The organism is Peribacillus sp. NPDC060253, assembly GCF_042727425.1.
Classification (GTDB): Bacteria; Bacillota; Bacilli; order Bacillales; family DSM-1321; genus Peribacillus.
In genome coordinates, this window is the sequence record NZ_JBHXAS010000023.1 from 1 (window position 1) to 17,308 (window position 17,308).

The window sequence follows — 17,308 nt, forward strand, 5'->3', positions numbered from 1 at the left end:
ACCCATCTTTTCAGAGGGGATAAACCTACATTTCTTTCTTGTGCAATGGATTTATAGGATTTTTTCCCTTCTAAGTACTCTAAAACTGCATGTAATTTTTCGTCTATCGTATATTTAGTCAAAAAAACTGCACCTCCAATTGTTAGATGTTGTCTAACAATTGGGGTGCAGTTCATTGCACAGCTCTTTATCGAATTATTGCCCCTGTTTGTTCATTAAGAAAAGCTGCCAATCAGGATCAGTAGCTCAAGTACAAGGATTTTCCAATAATTATAATAACCTTATTATCCTCAATTATTACTTTTTTGTTTTCTAAAAGTCGTGAAGCTATTGTCAACTTCATCAATCCCTTATCCAATCGACAATAATTTAAACATACACTTCTTCTAGACAGTAATTCAGGATAAATAATGCAAAAGATTCTTTGGAAATATCCTTCAGCGTGTTAAATGGTGTATCGGAAGATTCTTGTTTAAGAACATGTATGTATTTTTACTTTCACTTTTATCACAAATCGTTTCGATGTTTTCAATGACTAATCAATAAATATACAAAAATCTTGCCATTATTATGCTTATAGTGATTATTCTTCCGAAATCCTTGATTCCAAGTACCGATCCAACTTCTTTTTTACCCGTTGAAGAGCATTATCGACCGTCTTTACCTGAATATCCAGTTCCTTTGATATTTCTAGATATGTTTGACCTTCCAGATACAAGTCCACCACTCTACTTTCCAACTCACTTAGGACTTCCGCTAAATTTAGCTCTATATCTGTCATTTCTTCTGATTTTATTAAAATCGTGACAGGGTCGATTTGTCTTTGTTCAGGGATTAGATCAATTAAGGCTTGTTCCGACTCCCCTTGATAGATAGGCCTATACAATGAAACATAATTATTTAAGGGCGAATGCTTTTGGCGGATAGCCGCTTTAACCGCCGTTATGATTTGCCTGGTAATGCACAGTTCCGCAAATGACCTAAAAGAAGACTTTTTGCAGTCCTTGTAGTCGCGAATCGCCTTATATAATCCAATCATACCTTCCTGAAAGACGTCTTCCTTATCTCCACCCGTTAAAAAATACTTCACAGCATTAGATTGAACGACACATCTGTATTTTTTGATTAAATAGTCCAGTGCATCTTCATCACCATATTGAATTTTCTCAACCAACATTACATCTTCCATATGAGTATAGTTTTCCACTTGTTTCTTCTCGATGATTACACTCATTTATTTTCCCCCACTCATTAAAGTTGAGCATCGATATTATGGTTGCATTGCCACATAAAAGTGTTAAAGTACATACAATACAATATAATAATATCTTAGAAATGACGATAAAGATATTCGTAAATATCGACATTTTTCTACAAAACTTCTACTATTATTCCTTCTCTTTAAAATACTGCCCTATAACTAAATCCACTTGCTGTATAATCAGCCCACTCAATGACCATAAACATTGTTTTTTTGTTATTTTTTACATTCAAGCTAAATATAAGAGATTTCTTTAGCGATAAAATGGATTCGACACAAACTGCGAGGTAAGAGCTAAAAGATAATAATTGAATTGGAACTAGAATAAATGACCATAATGGTAACCATAGATAAAAATATATATAAAGGATGATAACATGATTTATATCTATAATGACTATGGTGGGACACATACCACGGCCCTGGCAGCCGCCTATCATTTAAAAGAACTTACCCAATCTGAACGAAAACTAACTAAAGATGAAATATTAAATGTGAACTATTTCAATAAATTATCTAAAGATGATGCAGGGAAAATCATTTTTCATGGTATAGATGAAAATGGAGACTCTGTCTATACTATAGGACGGAAATCCTCCAAACTAGTTGTTCCAGCATTAAAAAATTTAATCTTATTACTTCAAAGCAAACATCCATTTCATGAAAAAATAATATTCTCAAATACATCACCAACTGTACCGTTCGTCATGTCAATTGGAGGATTTTTATCAAAACAATTAAAAATTGATTTGATTGGTGTACCATTATTAATTTTAGGAACCAAGCAATGCTGTGATAATATTTTTCGGTTGGTTGAAAATACGAAACAAATAGGGAAAAACTCAAACGAGGAAAAAGTGATCATTTTAGAAAATGAAACATATAAGTAAAGAGTTTATCTCTGTTAGATAAGACTAGCTACATAGGAATTTTCAGCTCCATCACATAAATGATTGACGAGCTTAGATGGGAAGCAATCGATAAAAAAGCATAACCAAAAGGGTTAAGTACTTTTAGGGGTTCAGACAGCATTACGCGAATTTACAACGTTAAAGAAATTCCACTATTAAACATCCCAATCTCTCAGTTCGATAAATGAGAAATTGGGATGTATTTTTTCAACAATAGCGCCCGTTTTGTTGAAGATCATTGCTTACCCTTTTTGGTAGAACACTCTTATTAAAGTGGTGGATTTTTTACACCTAAATGAACCCAATCTTCTTTTGGTGGCCCATAAACCCCATATGGTTTAATTCCTGCCTGACGCATAAGAACTGTAATTTGTCCGCGGTGATGAACAATATGCTTGATTAATCCCATTAGGATTGAAGCATTTGATTCCTGTCTTCCAAACGCTTCTTGTATTTGTCCTAGTGATTCGTCTGTCCATTGTTGTTCAATTATTTTAGCCGCGTGTGAGCTTACATTTTTAAAAGTTATGGCAATTTCTTTTGCAGAAGATGGGACGCTTTCCCCATTATCAATCCTGTCTATTTTAAGTCCAAAATGTGCTAAATAATCTGGGATATTTGTTGTGAAATGCCACGCAATTCTTCCTAAAGTCCGACCTTCAGGATAAACTTTTTGTTCCAATGCATCATCAGTCAAGCTATCCAAAACACTTTGTGTCAGTATGGCTTCCTTATTCCATTCTTTAATAAAATCTGAAATTGTCATATACATAAACATCCCCCCATATTTTTATATTCAAAACACATTATAAAACATATGTTCCCTCACTTCAAATGCCTCATTAAACTCTTGCATTGCGTGAATAAAGCAACGGGGTACATAAACGGATTCATTATGAAACTAAACTTTTTAATCTTAATGCCGGTCATTGATTATTTTTATGTATCGTCGCTGTGGCTGAAAAAAACGCTTCAAACGCTTTTGTCGGATTGGCAAACCATTCAGCAATTTCGTTTGCTTGTACTTGGTCCTGAGCACCCTGTAGCAGCAATTGAATAACATGCTCAGGTAATGGTTCCGTCATGGCATTTGTCCATTCCGTTACCTCTTTTACATACTGTTTCGTTCGATTCCAATAAGACTTCCCTGTGTCTGCGTCCCACTTAGAATCTTTGTATTCAATAAGGGTTTCATACAATTGTTCAGCACAGTAAGAAGAAAGATTACAGCCTTGACCCGAAATAGGATCGTTTAGAAACACACTATCCCCACAGCCGACAACCAACTTATTATTAACCATGAGATACGGCTTTCGTATAACCGGTGTTAAGGCTGTTTGAAGAAAGCTACTTTCATCACATAAAGCAAAATTATTTCCATCAATTCGGTTATGAATTTCCGGGAAGAACTGTTGAACTGTACTCCTCATTTTAAGAGTAAACTCTTCTGCATTTTTTATACCTTTAAATACATCCAATTCAGTGTTTGGTATGCCCATAATGAATAGTATGGTCACAGGACCGTGTTCTGTTATTGCGGGTATTTCAAACATTTCACCCAACCCTGGAAGAACCGTAACGCTTACCCCTAGGGGAGTGTTTGCTCTTATTCCTGTGAAATATCCAACGATACATTTTCGCTGAGGAGTTTGGTAAGGAGTCAGAGCCTCTTCAATCGGAAACGGCAAAAGAGGTCCATTTTTCCCAGTACAATCAATAAGTAAATCGAACTCATCAATTAGTACTTCCACATTCTCTTTATCTACCTTTTCAAAACGGAAGGAAACTCTTTTTTCTATAAGATCTTTAATAGAATGAGAGTAATACAAACGTTGATCAACAGATAACGCCGGTTCTTGCAACATTCCCACAAATAGTTTTTGATTTCCAATTGTAATATGAATGCTTTCAAGAAGTGTTTGTTCTCCCCATTTCGGCATATTAAAACGTTTTTCACGAGTCCTTGTTGATCCAAAATGCACCTGGGTGGACATGATTCGGCCTTTTCTTATCTGATCTGGTGATTGACGTTCAATGACAGTGATATCAAAGTCGTCCTTTAGAGCATAAGCTAGGTGCAGACCCGCTACACCACTACCAATAATACAAAGTCTCTTTTTCAACAATCCCACTCCCTTAATAGTATATATTTTACATAAACGAGCGATCGGGGCGAATGCCTTAGCTACATTATCTGAACCTGCCTGTGAAATTGCTTTGGCTAACATTTCCAACTATTTGTATCTAACATTTATTTTATGGGAGGCTGATTTTCATGTAAATGGTTCTTTAGTGACAGAATCTTATTACGCGCCATATTTAAATAAGCACCTTTTAATAATACCAAGAAGGGAATATCTGGATTTTCTGTAAATTTCATAGAGCTTCATCGTCATCTTTAAAACATACCTGCAGAATGGATCAAATGGTCAATCGCAGGTGTTAAAAAAGAAAAATATCTTTTTAAAGTCGTAGATTTAGGTAAATACCTTAAGTTGGTGTATATTGTTGGAAAAGGTAGGTTGATTTTCTTTAAGAAAGAGGGGAATATTAACTTATTATAGTCGCTTTAGTTTCTATAACTTAAAATAGCAGGAAGTAACAATATGTACTAACTCAACCAAAAGGACGTGCCATAAGAATGAATCACGACAAAACAACAAGCTCTACTTTTCGTACAGGCCCCATGTTTGCGGTAATGCTGGCTGGTGCTCTGGTCGCTTTCTTGAATCAGACTTTAATCAATATCGCGTTGCCTCAATTGATGAATCATTTTGAAATATCAGCTGCAACAGCTAATTGGCTTACAACTATCTTTTTGTTGGTCAATGGGATTGTCATCCCGATTACAGCTTTCTTAATGGAACGATTTAATACGAGACAATTATATCTTGCTTCGATGGGACTGTTTGCTTTAGGAACTTTATTATGTGGAATTGCCCCCAGCTTCTTTGTCTTATTAATCGGACGTGTGGTTCAAGCTGCAGGTGCAGGGATTTTATTCCCTTTGATTACAAACGTAATTTTCACTATATTTCCTCCTAACAGACGCGGTTTTGCAATGGGTATATTCGGTATCGCAATGAATTTTGCCCCAGCCATTGGACCTACGTTATCAGGATGGATTGTACAAAACTATTCCTGGCGAGTCCTGTTTTTTATCATTTTCCCATTTGCACTTCTTGACTTAATTTTTGCCATTTTTATCATTAAAAAGGTGGGTGAAACGAGCCGACCTAAACTCGATAAAATTGGTGTCATTCTATCCACCATCGGATTCGGAGGAGTTCTATACGGATTTGCAACAGGCGGTACTAAGGGATGGGACAGCTTCGAAGTCCTGACTATGTTCCTTGTTGGCGGAATCAGTTTAGGGTTATTTGTATGGAGGCAATTTACTGTAAGGCATCCTATTTTGGAATTTCGTATATTCCGTTACCGGATGTTCACATTAACGACAATCATCAACATTATCGCGACGATGGGCATGTTCTCTGGAATGATTATTATGCCAATTTATATGCAAAATATCCGTGGCTTTACACCTATGGAATCTGGACTCATGCTATTGCCTGGGGGTATCCTAATGGGTATCATGTCTCCTATAACAGGAAAGCTATTTGATCGATTTGGCGCAAGATGGCTGGCAGTAAGCGGACTTGCTATTACTATTATTACAACCTATCTTTTAACGCGGCTTGAAACAGATACCTCTTTTTCTTATGTGGTGTGGGTATATACGATAAGAATGTTAGGTATGTCATTACTGATGATGCCTATCTTCACAGCTGGACTAAACGAATTGGCACTTAGTCTAAATAAATATGGAACAGCAATGGTGAATACATTGAGAATGGTTGCAGGTGCTGTTGGCATGGCGTTCTTTGTGTCAATAATGACAAATCAGGGTACGAAACATGTACAGGGAATTTTAACTAAAGAGCACATATCATCAGAAAATACAACTCAAATGGCCATGGCCATTAAACAGGGAAGCGTAATGGGGGTAGATGATGCATTTATGATCGCTACATGGTTAACAATAGTTGCGTTCATCCTGGCTTTTTACATTCGACGAACTTCACCACAAGAAGATACCATCACAAATCGCCTATCCAAGAAACATGTAACATGACCTAGTTTCCAAGGAACAATACATGAACAACTTGCCTCAAGAAGACAGTTAAATACCTGAAAAATAAGGGACACTTTTTAAAAGTGTCCCTTCATTCTAGCCGTAATTCCTTCATGTAATCTGCTGCTCATTCATACATAACCAAATTTCAGAACAGCCATTTTTCCAAACTCCCATTCCTGCTTCCTTTCTGTATATTCCAACATCCTATTATTAGCAATAACATATTGCTAGATTGTCTAAATAAAAGCCAGTCTCATAAAAAAGGAACTGGCTGCTATCACTATTACATTCTTTTAGCTCCTAAATATCTTTTTTCCCAATAACTATTATCCATTGAAGTAATGGTTACACCTGATGAGGAGCTGTGTATGAATTGATTACCCCCTATATAAATACCCGCATGTGAGGCACCGGATTTATAGGTTTCAAAAAAGACCACATCGCCAACTTGTGGTTTGGACACCTTTGTCCCCTTTTTATAAATTTCCGATACCGTTCTTGGCAAGGTGACATCTGCACTTTTTTCGAAAACATATTTTAGGAATCCGCTGCAATCAAAACCTTTTGGCGTAGTTCCACCCCATACATACCGTACATTCAAATGTTTTTTTGCTTCTTTTACTATCGCTGTAGATTTATTGCTTGAATTGTTCATGGCTGTCTGCTTTTTTATGCCTAATGCTTTATATGTATTCTGCCCTACAATGCCATCAGCTTTTAAGCCTTTACTTTTTTGAAACTTTACTACTGCACTTTTAGTAACCGTTCCAAAATAGGTAGTGGTATTATTACTCTTAAAATATTCTTTTTTCTTTAGAACCTCTTGTAGTTGTTTTACTTCTTTATGAGTCATTCCACTTTTTAATGTTCGGTCTCCTAGTGCTGCATTACTGACCAATGGATTCGATAATAACAATCCGGTAACTACAACTGAAGCTATAATTTTTTTCATTTTCTATTTTTCCCCCGATTAGGTCTTTTTCATTATTTTATCACCCTTAAATGACAAATATATTTACCTAAATTTACATTATCATTACAAATTTATGCAGAATACGTGCAAAAATGACATAATGCCTATAATTCGCCAATTTTCTCCTGAAAATGATGTGACAATAGTGCACCTTGAAAATAATAAGCATATGAATCTCTACTAAGTTGCTATGTTAGTAGTCTTTTGTGGATAGATAGGTGGATTTTCCTGTTTGATTTTGTCCACTGTGTGCATACTGGTCCTAGGGACATACACTCAAAGTTCTATTCTTAACCAAAATGAGGCGGATGATTAGCAAGTAAGCAAAAAAAAGAAGATGAAACATTTCATCTTCTTTTCCTATATATTAATCGCTCCCCGTCACAAATAAATCTTCTTTAAAATAGGCGAGGACCTCACCAGCCACCACTTTTTCCCCTTCCATTACCTCCAAAGATTCGACCTCACCGCTGAGGCCAATATCAATGATTTCCACACGTCCGTCTTCTTTCTTAATATGAAATAACTGTTCCCATTCGTAGAATCTGGAGTTTTTGGATATCGAAATTTTTTCAACCCTGCCATCACAAGTGCTAAGGATTACATCAACATACATTTACATCATTCCTTCCTCAATATTGTTCAAAATGAAATGGGGATTGTAGGACCAAATTTAGAAAGTCTTGAAATTCGGATATATCTTCTTGTTCAATGCCAAGGGTCGGAGCCCAGTACTGATCTAAATTAATATCATCGGCACACAGAAGGATCATTCTTCCGCTTTGAATGGAAGTTACCATTGCTTTACCGTAAAACTGAGCCGAATATACAATGGTCACATCATATCTATAATTTCTTGATAATAAGCAATAATGATGTATGGCCTGGTTTTCTTTATTTTCCGAAAGAATATCAAAATTCAATTGATTGCCTCCTTTCTTGTAAGCCTTTAATTAGTTCAGAATCTGACCCATCCTCGATCCCGTGATGCTTCTGCTATTTTACGAATCCCTTCTATATAAGCAGCAACTTTCATATTCACGGAAAATTTTTGAGATGTTTGATAGACATTCAAAAAGCTGGCTGTTATTTTTTCTTTCAATCGTTCATCAACAAGCTCTTCCGTCCAGTAATAACCTTGGTTATTTTGGCACCATTCAAAATACGAGACGATCACGCCTCCTGAATTCGCCAAAATATCCGGGACTAGCATTACACCTTTTCCATCAAGAATTTTGATTGCTTCTTTTGTTGTCGGTCCATTTGCTGCTTCGATTAAGATTTCACACTGCAATCGTTCGGCATTATCTTTATTCACCACTCCACTAATAGCAGCAGGAATAAGCACATCACACTCTTTTTCCAATAATGCTTGATTGGATATTGAATCTTTGAATAAATTCGATACGACCCCAAAAGAGTCCCTATTCTCCAAAAGGTAAGGAATGTCTAAGCCGTTAGGGTCATATAAACCCCCAAGTTCATCCGCTATCCCTACAACCTTAGCTCCCATTTCATGCAAATACATGGCCAAATAACTGCCAACATTCCCGAATCCCTGAATGATTATCCTCATACCTTCAATAGGAATCCCCTTTAAATCACTTACCATTTGAAGCGTATATAATACTCCCTTGGAAGTAGCCGTTTCCCTGCCCTTCGATCCTCCTAAAGTCAGTGGCTTACCTGTAATGAAGCCCGGTGAATCGAATTCCTTGATGTGATCGTATTCATCTAACATCCAGGCCATTATTTGGGAATTTGTATACATATCCGGTGCAGGAATATCCTTGGTTGGTCCCACTAATTGACTGACCGCCCTGACATACCCTCTGCTTAATCGCTCTAGTTCAAACGAACTCATCTGACGGGGATCACAGACAATGCCACCCTTTGCCCCTCCATATGGAAGATTCGTTATCCCGCATTTCAAACTCATCCAACCCGCCAATGCCTTGACTTCATTGGCAGTGACATCCGGGTGAAACCGAATCCCGCCTTTCGTTGGACCGGCTGCATCATTATGTTGAGCCCGATACCCTTGAAACATCCTTGTCTCCCCATTATCCATTTGAATGGGAATACTGACTTCCAAAAAACGCATTGGCGCTTTTAAAAAATCAAAAACCAGATCTGGATAGTCCAAAACATGAATGGCTTCTTTTAAAATATCCTGAAATTCTTGCAATGGATTATCCATTTGACGTTTTTCAATACTCTTTGTTTTGCCTGTCATATTAGCACCTCACTTTTATTCTATTAATAGATTAAGCAACTTTCATGCCAGTTTTGAAAACACCGTATGGATAGCCCTTTGCATTCATGTTCGCCAGGCAAAACTCATCCAGACATATGTATCCATTCATAATCAATTCAGGATTGCATATGTAAAAAATGAAGTTGAAATAAAAAACGCATCCTATTGGAATGCGTTTTTTTATCCGTTTGTCTATATCTGAATTTCTTCAACTTGATATTGGGGCGGAGCTTTCCGGAATGCCTTTGTAATATATAATAGATAACAAAAGCCAAGAATAAACCACGCTAATCCCATTATTAGTGAGCTTGTCTCAAGGTTGATCCAGAGTATCCCAATTGATATAGCTCCAATTAATGGCATGATCAAGTAATTGATACATCCCTTAACCGTTCGATGCTTCTTTTCCCGGATGATAAAATGGCTGATAACTGACAGATTAACAAAGGTAAATGCCATTAATGCACCAAAGTTGATCAGTGACGTGGCTGTCACTAAATCGAAGAATAGAGCCGACAATGAAATGACTCCAACCAGGAGAACATTAATGGCTGGCGTTTTCCACTTAGGATGGATAAATCCAAACCATTTTTCCGGAAACACTTTATCACGGCCCATAACATACAAAAGACGGGAAACGCTAGCATGCGATGCTAGTCCAGAGGCTAGCGTATTAATGAACGTCGTACAAAGAAAAATGGATTGGAATAGCTTCCCGCCTACATAAAGGGCGATTTCCGGTAATGCAGCATCCGGTTCCTTAAAACGGGATATATCCGGAAAAAAGAGCTGAATAAAGAAAGATGCGGTAATGAAGATGATTCCACCCCAAAGTGCTGTTAAAAAAATCGCTTTTGGAATCGTTTTTTTCGGGTTCGGCGTTTCCTCAGATAGCGTCGTTACCGCATCGAATCCCAAAAAGGAAAAACAAAGGATCGTGGCTCCCGTTATGATTGTTGAATAGTCCATATCCCCATTTATGAAAGGCTTTATTGTAAACACTTCTCCTGTACCTTCTCCATTGTGCAAGCCTTTGACAACAAGGATGATGAACACTGCCATGATGGCAATTTGAATTAAAACAAAAAGGGCATTAAAGTTGGCCAGCACATTGACACTTCGGAGATTGAGTATGGTGACAATTGCTACGAACAATACTACCCAAAGCCATGTTGGGACTTCTGGAAATAATGCTGTCAGATAAATTTTGGTCAACAATGCATTTACCATAGGTAAAAACAGATAGTCTAACAACGAAGACCAACCTACCAGGAATCCTAAATGTCGATTAATGGCCTTTTGTGTATAAGTATAGGCAGAACCTGCAGCAGGAAAAACCTTTACAAGTTTTCCATAGCTTGCGGCTGTAAAAAGCATCCCCACCAATGCAACGATATAAGCAGTCGGCACATGGCCGCCCGTAATCCCAGATACAATGCCAAATGTATCAAAAACGACCATGGGTGTCATATAAGCCAGCCCCATCATGACAATTTGCCATAATTTCAGTGTTCTTTTCAATGTAACCTCATTTTCCACCTATCATTCCTCCTTGAAACCGCTTTCAAATAGTAGGTTCAATTTCTTAATAGATAAATTTCAATGCCTCCCTCTTTTGAAAAGTTTTAACTGTATACCTTTATGCAAATTCTGTGCCAAATGATTGCTGTTTATTTCAATAAATATAAACGCTAAAAATACGTTGAAATTCCCTTATAAGACACATCCTTAGCTGGCTTCATGGAAATGTAGTATTACGGTCTTTTATTAAAATTACGATTCAATTTTCCATAGATTATTCGCGCCTGCATACTCCCTTACAAATGAAACCTAGTAATAATCAGCAGTAAATCTCTTAATATGAATTGGCATGGTATTTGCATAATAGTTAAATGAGTTCAATTTAAAATGAATGTTTAAGCCTATTAAAAGTTATAAGAAAATGGAGGAATAGAAAAATGAAATATCCTTTATCACCTGATGTTAAACCAGAGTTTTGTACGACCGGATCGTTTATGCGCTTACCTTCTTCACGTGAAAATGCCAAATTGGCAGTGGTAGGAATGCCTTTTGATACAGCTGCTTCATTCAGGGTAGGAGCACGGTTTGCCCCACAGGCAGTCCGCCAAGCATCGATGACATTGTTTCCTTATCACCCCATTCAAAAGGTTTTCCCGTTTGACGAATGTAATGCAATAGATATTGGCGATGTTTCGGTGATTCCCCATAATATACACCGAAGCTATGAGTTAATTGAAACCGCTATGTCAGATTTGATGAAAAACGGAATCATCCCCATAGCAATTGGAGGAGATCATTCAGTAACTTTAGCTAATCTAAGAGCTGCCGCAAAAATACATGGGCCTGTAGCACTCCTTCATTTTGATTCACATACAGATACATGGGATACTTATTATGATGAGAAGTATTGGCATGGTTCTCCGTTTATCCGTGCATATGAGGAAGGTTTGCTCCAAACGGATAAAGTTTTCCAAATAGGAATCAGAGGTACGCTCAATCATCCAGGAGATATAGATTCCAGCACGGATCTCGGCTACAACGTGATAACTACGCCTCAGCTGAAGGAAAGAGGATTCATGGATGTTGTGAAGGAAGTCAAGAAGACCATTGGTGATACACCATGTTTCTTGAGCTTTGATATTGATTTTGTTGATCCATCCTGTGCACCTGGTACGGGCACCCTTGAGGTCGGCGGTCTGAATAGTTTTGAAACCTTAGAGATGATTCGTTCCCTGCAAGGATTCAACTTTATTGGATTCGACCTGGTGGAAGTCCTCCCACCCTATGATCCAACACAAATCACATCACTATTGGCAGCCACCATCATTCATGACTTTGCCAGTTTAGTAGCCTTGAAAATCAAAAAAGAACAAGAAAAATCAATCCAAAATAATTAAGGAAAGTTATGATCTCAAGTTCATGAGCATCATGTTTTGAACTTCTTTTTACGAATCGATAAGCTGGAAGTATCCCCTACAGGTAGACAGGCAAAAGGAGGACATTTGATAAAATGGTCTTACTAGTCTCTCTGATTGGGGATTTTTCATGGCGGTTAAACTCAGGTCATATTCTGCAGCCCTGAGTGATGTTTAAAAAATCGGTGAAGCTATTACAGGTCCAAGCAAAAGAAGCAACCCTATGATGACAACCACTTCCACATAATAAACACGCCCCTTTTATTAATTGTTAGAAATTTTCTCTCCGAATTCGCATTAACCAAAAGGAGATCAGTTACACCAAGTATCCTTAAAATAGAATGATCCAAATAATTCATGGGGCTCCTTGAAATTCTCCTCCCACTGTACATTTTCCGTCTTAAAATGATTTTCGTGCTTAATCCTAAACACCTCCTAATCACCCTCTATAATCTTTCTAAAAAGAAGATAAACGTATTTATAAATTTTATTAATGATTTTAAAAAAACCCGCCACATTGTGACGGGTCATAAAACTCACTATTAAACATTAAAACGATATCCGGCACCCCAAACGGTTTCCAGGAATTTAGGATGTGCCGGCTCTCTTTCAATTTTTTCACGTAATTTTCTAATATGAACGGTCACGGTTGAAACATCCGCAGCTGACTCCAGCCCCCAATTACGTTCATATAGCTGCTCTTTGCTCAACACTTGGTTCGGGTGCATCACAAGAAATAGTAACAAATCAAATTCTTTTGTAGTAAACGGCACTTCCTCGCCATTAATTTGTACTTTCCGTGCCGACTTATCTATCGAAATTCCATGAACAAAAACTGTGTTTGTTTTGGTTTGATTTCCTGCTAGACGATCATAACGCGCTAAATGCGCCTTCACTCTTGCTACCAGCTCACTAGGACTAAATGGCTTTGTAATATAATCGTCTGCCCCTAAACCAAGACCTCGGATTTTATCAATATCTTCCTTTTTGGCGGACAAAAGTAAGATAGGAATGTCTTTGACAGCGCGTATTTGTTTGCATATCTCAAATCCATTTACTCCGGGAAGCATGATGTCCAGTATTATTAAATCATAGTTTTTTTGAAGGGCATGTTGAAGACCAGCATCTCCTGTATGTTGAATATAGACACTAAAATCATTAATCTCTAAATAATCTCTCTGCAATTCTGCAATGCTGACATCATCTTCAATAAGTAATATTTTTTTCATTTTTCCTCACCTTTCATTAAGGTAAAGAAGACACTTGTGCCTTTTCCTATCTCACTAGTAGCCCAAATATCCCCTTTATGCTCTTGTATAATTTGTTTTGCAATCGCAAGTCCTAAGCCACTTCCACCTGTCAGGGAATTTCTTGATTGTTCTGCACGGTAAAAGCGATCAAAAATGAAAGGTAATGCAGAAGGTTCTATTCCTTGTCCGTTATCTGTCACTTGTACTACTACATCATAGAGCCCTTCATGCAGAGTAATGGAAATGCTCGCTTTTTCTTCATTCGTATACTTCACACAATTACTGATCAAATTAGCCAATACGCGTTTTAATTTCTCTCTATCTGCTGTCACGAATACAGGTTTATTCATATGGCACAGTTCAATCTGAATCCCTTTTTGAAATAAATCTATATGAAGTTCTTCTACATAGTCTCTCAAATATTTATCAAGTTCCACCGTTTCAAAAGTGAATGGCTCTTTTTTTAAATCCAGCTTGGAAAATAAGAACAATTCATCTATCAATGAATCCATATCTTTCGCTTTTAAATATACAGTTGATAAATACTTTTCCATTTTCTGAGGGGTGTTTGCTACACCGTCTTTTATCCCCTCAACATATCCAATAATTGAAGTAATAGGTGTTTTCAAATCATGTGAAATATTGGATAATAGTTCTTTCCGATTTTCCTCATACTGAAGCTGAATTTTAACAGACTCTTTTAATTTTATTCTCATTTCATCAAATGTCCGATTTAACTTTCCAATTTCATCATTCGATGTAGCATTGATTTCAAAGTCTAAATCTCCTGATTTTATTCGTTTCGCACCTTCTTTAAGAAGTGAGATCGGCTTGATGATGCTTCGTGATACTAAATAGTTTAACAGCCCAATAATCATAATAAATAAAAATAGCAACAAACCAAATAAAATCGGAAACAACTCTCGAGCCAACTCGGCTGAGGAACTCGCCTTTCTTAGTACAAAAATACTTCCTTTACTTTTATCTGAAAAATAAAAATCAAATTTCACATATGTGAAAAAAAAGTCTTCGATCTTAATCGTATCTCGCGTATTGATGTTCGTTTCTTCAAATCCGGGAAGAGACTTAACCAATGCCTGTTTATCGAGAGAGGGGGAAGCATATTCAATTTTCGTATCTTTTCTAACGACAATCCCAATATCCTTCTGATTTATTTTCTTCAACTGCTCTTCATTTAGAAGCTGTGCAGGATTATTTTTAGCCAAGAGCTTTAAATCAAGAAATGCACTTTCTTCTACTGTAGTCAATGGTTTTTGGACATAAGATTTTTTGTAAAAATGCTCTATCGATTTTGTGTCGCCTGTAATCGTAAAAATAATTAAAAACCCAGCGACCAACAGTAAAACGATAGAGATGAATACCACTCCAACGTAAGACAACAGAAACCTCGTTTTAATTGACATATTAATCAACTCCGTTTTTACTTTTCCCTCTCCTATAAATGTTTATTAGGCACTATATAATTGTTTTTTATACAGTTTGTTGAGTTAACACTATCATTAGCTTGTTCTTAAATGCGGATTTACCATTTAAAAGTAACATACAAATCTTAAAACTTTCTAAAATAGGTATGAAATATCTCTAAACATCATTTGTTTAACGGACACTGATCGATTTAATTTCAAAACAGCGATCATTCGTACGATACTACAATTCAGTGTGCATGGTTCTCTAAATTTTAATGGCAGAAGATTTTTTTTGGTTCAACTCCGGAATCATCCCACACCATTGTCTTAGATGGAGCCGACTGCCTGCTTTACATGCTTCCTAAACACCAAGCCGCCTAGAATCGTTTAAATTGTCCAAACAGGATTTTCCCTCATTCAAGTTTCATTTCCCTAGAAAAGCCGCCCAGTTCAATCCTTAGGTAGCGAAATTTTTATTAAAGATGAATATATTTTCACCTTTTTATTGTTTAAATAAAAAAATCTCTTTATAGTTGATTTACGTATTAGCTGTTGCTATTTTATCATTCATGCTTATTTACAACATGATAAACAATTAGATTGGAGGTTCGCATCATGTCACAAGGTCAGTCGCCTTTGATAAAAAGTTACATTGATTCGAATGAAAGACAACGCCAGCTGTATCGTAGGACGTTAATGATTGTTGTCATTTCACAAATTTTTGGAGGGGCCGGACTTGCAGCAGGGGTAACGGTCGGAGCACTAATCGCTCAGGATATGTTAGGGACGGATAGTTTTGCTGGAGTACCAACTGCCCTATTCACTCTAGGTTCCGCTGGGGCGGCGCTACTCGTTGGGCGACTCTCCCAACGATATGGTCGACGTTTAGGTCTCGTAACGGGCTTTATGACTGGTGGGATTGGGGCAATCGGTGTGGTGGTGGCGGCAGTAACCAATAGTATTCCCCTGCTTTTCGCTTCATTACTGTTCTATGGTGCCGGGACTGCTACTAATTTACAGGCTCGTTATGCAGGAACCGATTTAGCCAATTCGACTCAGCGTGCTACGGCCATCAGCATCGCAATGGTTTCAACAACACTTGGGGCTGTAGCGGGTCCAAACTCGGTTAATGTGATGGGTGAGTTTGCCTTATCGATGGGGATTCCAGCACTAGCAGGACCGTTTATTTTAGCGGCCGCAGCTTTCATTCTTGCTGGTTTTATTCTTTTGGTTTTCCTTCGTCCAGACCCTTTCATGATTGCAAAGGCCATTGCTGAGGGACAGGTGGCAGACGACAATAAACTTCTAAGTACACATGCTTTAACAACGAAAAAAAACAAACGAGGTATTATTGTCGGGGCTACAGTAATGATCTTAACTCAAGTTGTCATGGTTGCTATTATGACAATGACACCTGTACATATGAAACATCACGGACATGATTTAAGTCAGGTTGGTATGGTGATTGGCGTCCATATCGGTTTTATGTATCTACCATCCCTGATGACTGGTTACCTCGTGGACAAGTTGGGTAGAACTGTAATGGCAATTGCTTCCGGATTTACTTTACTGGCCGCTGGAGCACTAGCTGCCATGGCACCTGCCAATTCAATGCCAGGTCTCATCGGTGCACTGGCTTTACTTGGTCTTGGCTGGAACTTTGGCTTGATTACTGGAACTACACTCATCGTTGATGGGACGCCCCTTTCCTCTCGTGCAAAGACTCAAGGAAAAGTAGATGTGTTAATTGCATTGGCTGGGGCATTAGCTGGGGTACTTTCAGGAATGGTTGTGGCAAATTCAAGCTACGCAACACTATCTCTTGTCGGTGGTATACTGCCATTAGTACTTATCCCTGTAATTATCTGGTCTCTTTCTACATCTGATAAACCAAACACAAAAGTGAATAAGAATGACTGATAGTTTCAAAATTTCATCTCATCAATTGATGATTTTAGTCCTTTTGTATTCAGTTGGAACCGTTATTTTCATACTCCTTCTCCTTTAGCTTCCATTGCAAAGCAGGATGCGTGGCTTGCGGCATTTCTCGGCACCGGGGTTGCATTGCTGGATATATTAGTTAATGGTCCCGATTCTACCACAAGAAATATTGCCCCAAGCTATACTCTGGCGAAAAAGATTAATGTAGGGGATT

The 17,308-nt window shown here is 37.6% G+C and carries 14 protein-coding genes; 4 read left to right on the forward strand and 10 right to left on the reverse strand.

Features of this window, described 5'->3' with window-relative positions:
* Window positions 1-583: 583 nt before the first annotated feature.
* Window positions 584-1,234 (reverse strand): RNA polymerase sporulation sigma factor SigH, encoded by a 651-nt coding sequence (sigH, locus tag ACFWE9_RS08495; protein WP_230157084.1) that lies wholly within the window; start codon window positions 1,232-1,234, stop codon window positions 584-586.
* Between the two features lie 404 nt (window positions 1,235-1,638).
* On the opposite strand from sigH, the gene ACFWE9_RS08500 reads away from it, so the two are divergent.
* A complete protein-coding gene (locus ACFWE9_RS08500; RefSeq protein ID WP_230157083.1) occupies window positions 1,639-2,151 on the forward strand; it encodes a DUF3189 family protein in 513 nt (170 codons plus the stop codon).
* Between the two features lie 289 nt (window positions 2,152-2,440).
* Here ACFWE9_RS08500 and ACFWE9_RS08505 read toward each other — a convergent pair whose 3' ends face one another.
* Together ACFWE9_RS08505 and ACFWE9_RS08510 are read right to left on the reverse strand one after the other, a co-directional pair.
* Window positions 2,441-2,944 (reverse strand): DinB family protein, encoded by a 504-nt coding sequence (locus tag ACFWE9_RS08505; RefSeq protein WP_377356433.1) that lies wholly within the window; start codon window positions 2,942-2,944, stop codon window positions 2,441-2,443.
* A 154-nt stretch (window positions 2,945-3,098) separates the two neighbouring features.
* The gene (locus ACFWE9_RS08510; protein WP_377356470.1) at window positions 3,099-4,304 is read right to left on the reverse strand and encodes a styrene monooxygenase/indole monooxygenase family protein; all 1,206 of its coding nucleotides are present in this window, start codon (window positions 4,302-4,304) and stop codon (window positions 3,099-3,101) included.
* Between the two features lie 509 nt (window positions 4,305-4,813).
* Here ACFWE9_RS08510 and ACFWE9_RS08515 point away from each other — a divergent pair.
* Window positions 4,814-6,307, forward strand: a complete 1,494-nt coding sequence (locus ACFWE9_RS08515; RefSeq protein WP_230157081.1) for a DHA2 family efflux MFS transporter permease subunit — start codon at window positions 4,814-4,816, stop codon at window positions 6,305-6,307.
* Between the two features lie 286 nt (window positions 6,308-6,593).
* On the opposite strand, the gene ACFWE9_RS08520 is transcribed toward ACFWE9_RS08515, so the two are convergent.
* From ACFWE9_RS08520 to ACFWE9_RS08540, 5 genes are all read right to left on the reverse strand, one after another.
* Window positions 6,594-7,262, reverse strand: coding sequence for a C40 family peptidase (locus ACFWE9_RS08520; protein ID WP_230157080.1), 669 nt, complete (start codon window positions 7,260-7,262; stop codon window positions 6,594-6,596).
* A 388-nt stretch (window positions 7,263-7,650) separates the two neighbouring features.
* Window positions 7,651-7,899, reverse strand: a complete 249-nt coding sequence (locus ACFWE9_RS08525) for a biotin/lipoyl attachment domain-containing protein (protein WP_230157079.1) — start codon at window positions 7,897-7,899, stop codon at window positions 7,651-7,653.
* 16 nt (window positions 7,900-7,915) lie between these two features.
* On the reverse strand, window positions 7,916-8,206 hold the full coding sequence (locus ACFWE9_RS08530; protein ID WP_230157077.1) for an SAV0927 family protein: 291 nt from the start codon (window positions 8,204-8,206) through the stop codon (window positions 7,916-7,918).
* A gap of 35 nt (window positions 8,207-8,241) precedes the next feature.
* Entirely contained in the window at window positions 8,242-9,519 is a 1,278-nt protein-coding gene (locus ACFWE9_RS08535) for a Glu/Leu/Phe/Val family dehydrogenase (RefSeq protein WP_230157076.1), read from the reverse strand.
* Between the two features lie 213 nt (window positions 9,520-9,732).
* Complete coding sequence (locus ACFWE9_RS08540) at window positions 9,733-11,079, reverse strand: APC family permease (RefSeq protein ID WP_377356436.1); 1,347 nt, start codon at window positions 11,077-11,079, stop codon at window positions 9,733-9,735.
* A gap of 419 nt (window positions 11,080-11,498) precedes the next feature.
* Here ACFWE9_RS08540 and speB point away from each other — a divergent pair, with 419 nt between their 5' ends.
* A complete protein-coding gene (gene speB, locus ACFWE9_RS08545) occupies window positions 11,499-12,458 on the forward strand; it encodes an agmatinase (protein ID WP_230157075.1) in 960 nt (319 codons plus the stop codon).
* A 560-nt stretch (window positions 12,459-13,018) separates the two neighbouring features.
* On the opposite strand, the gene ACFWE9_RS08550 is transcribed toward speB, so the two are convergent.
* Together ACFWE9_RS08550 and ACFWE9_RS08555 are read right to left on the reverse strand one after the other, a co-directional pair.
* Entirely contained in the window at window positions 13,019-13,705 is a 687-nt protein-coding gene (locus ACFWE9_RS08550) for a response regulator transcription factor (protein WP_377356438.1), read from the reverse strand.
* A complete protein-coding gene (locus tag ACFWE9_RS08555) occupies window positions 13,702-15,150 on the reverse strand; it encodes a sensor histidine kinase (protein ID WP_377356440.1) in 1,449 nt (482 codons plus the stop codon). Before ACFWE9_RS08555 ends, ACFWE9_RS08550 begins: the two co-directional genes overlap by 4 nt.
* A 618-nt stretch (window positions 15,151-15,768) precedes the next feature.
* Between ACFWE9_RS08555 and ACFWE9_RS08560 the strand changes: the two genes are divergently transcribed.
* Window positions 15,769-17,073 carry an MFS transporter gene (locus ACFWE9_RS08560; RefSeq protein WP_230157072.1) on the forward strand — a complete coding sequence of 435 codons (1,305 nt, stop codon included), beginning with the start codon at window positions 15,769-15,771 and terminating at the stop codon, window positions 17,071-17,073.
* The last annotated feature ends 235 nt before the right edge of the window (window positions 17,074-17,308 follow it).

Excerpts from the sequence above, each read along its gene's own strand:
- sigH (WP_230157084.1), bottom strand. The coding sequence starts at position 1,234 with ATGAGTGTAATCATCGAGAAGAAACAAGTGGAAAACTATACTCATATG.
- ACFWE9_RS08550 (WP_377356438.1), bottom strand. The coding sequence starts at position 13,705 with ATGAAAAAAATATTACTTATTGAAGATGATGTCAGCATTGCAGAATTG.
- ACFWE9_RS08520 (WP_230157080.1), bottom strand. The coding sequence starts at position 7,262 with ATGAAAAAAATTATAGCTTCAGTTGTAGTTACCGGATTGTTATTATCG.
- ACFWE9_RS08535 (WP_230157076.1), bottom strand. The coding sequence starts at position 9,519 with ATGACAGGCAAAACAAAGAGTATTGAAAAACGTCAAATGGATAATCCA.
- ACFWE9_RS08505 (WP_377356433.1), bottom strand. The coding sequence starts at position 2,944 with ATGTATATGACAATTTCAGATTTTATTAAAGAATGGAATAAGGAAGCC.
- ACFWE9_RS08515 (WP_230157081.1), top strand. The coding sequence starts at position 4,814 with ATGAATCACGACAAAACAACAAGCTCTACTTTTCGTACAGGCCCCATG.
- speB (WP_230157075.1), top strand. The coding sequence starts at position 11,499 with ATGAAATATCCTTTATCACCTGATGTTAAACCAGAGTTTTGTACGACC.
- ACFWE9_RS08560 (WP_230157072.1), top strand. The coding sequence starts at position 15,769 with ATGTCACAAGGTCAGTCGCCTTTGATAAAAAGTTACATTGATTCGAAT.
- ACFWE9_RS08500 (WP_230157083.1), top strand. The coding sequence starts at position 1,639 with ATGATTTATATCTATAATGACTATGGTGGGACACATACCACGGCCCTG.
- ACFWE9_RS08525 (WP_230157079.1), bottom strand. The coding sequence starts at position 7,899 with ATGTATGTTGATGTAATCCTTAGCACTTGTGATGGCAGGGTTGAAAAA.
- ACFWE9_RS08555 (WP_377356440.1), bottom strand. The coding sequence starts at position 15,150 with ATGTCAATTAAAACGAGGTTTCTGTTGTCTTACGTTGGAGTGGTATTC.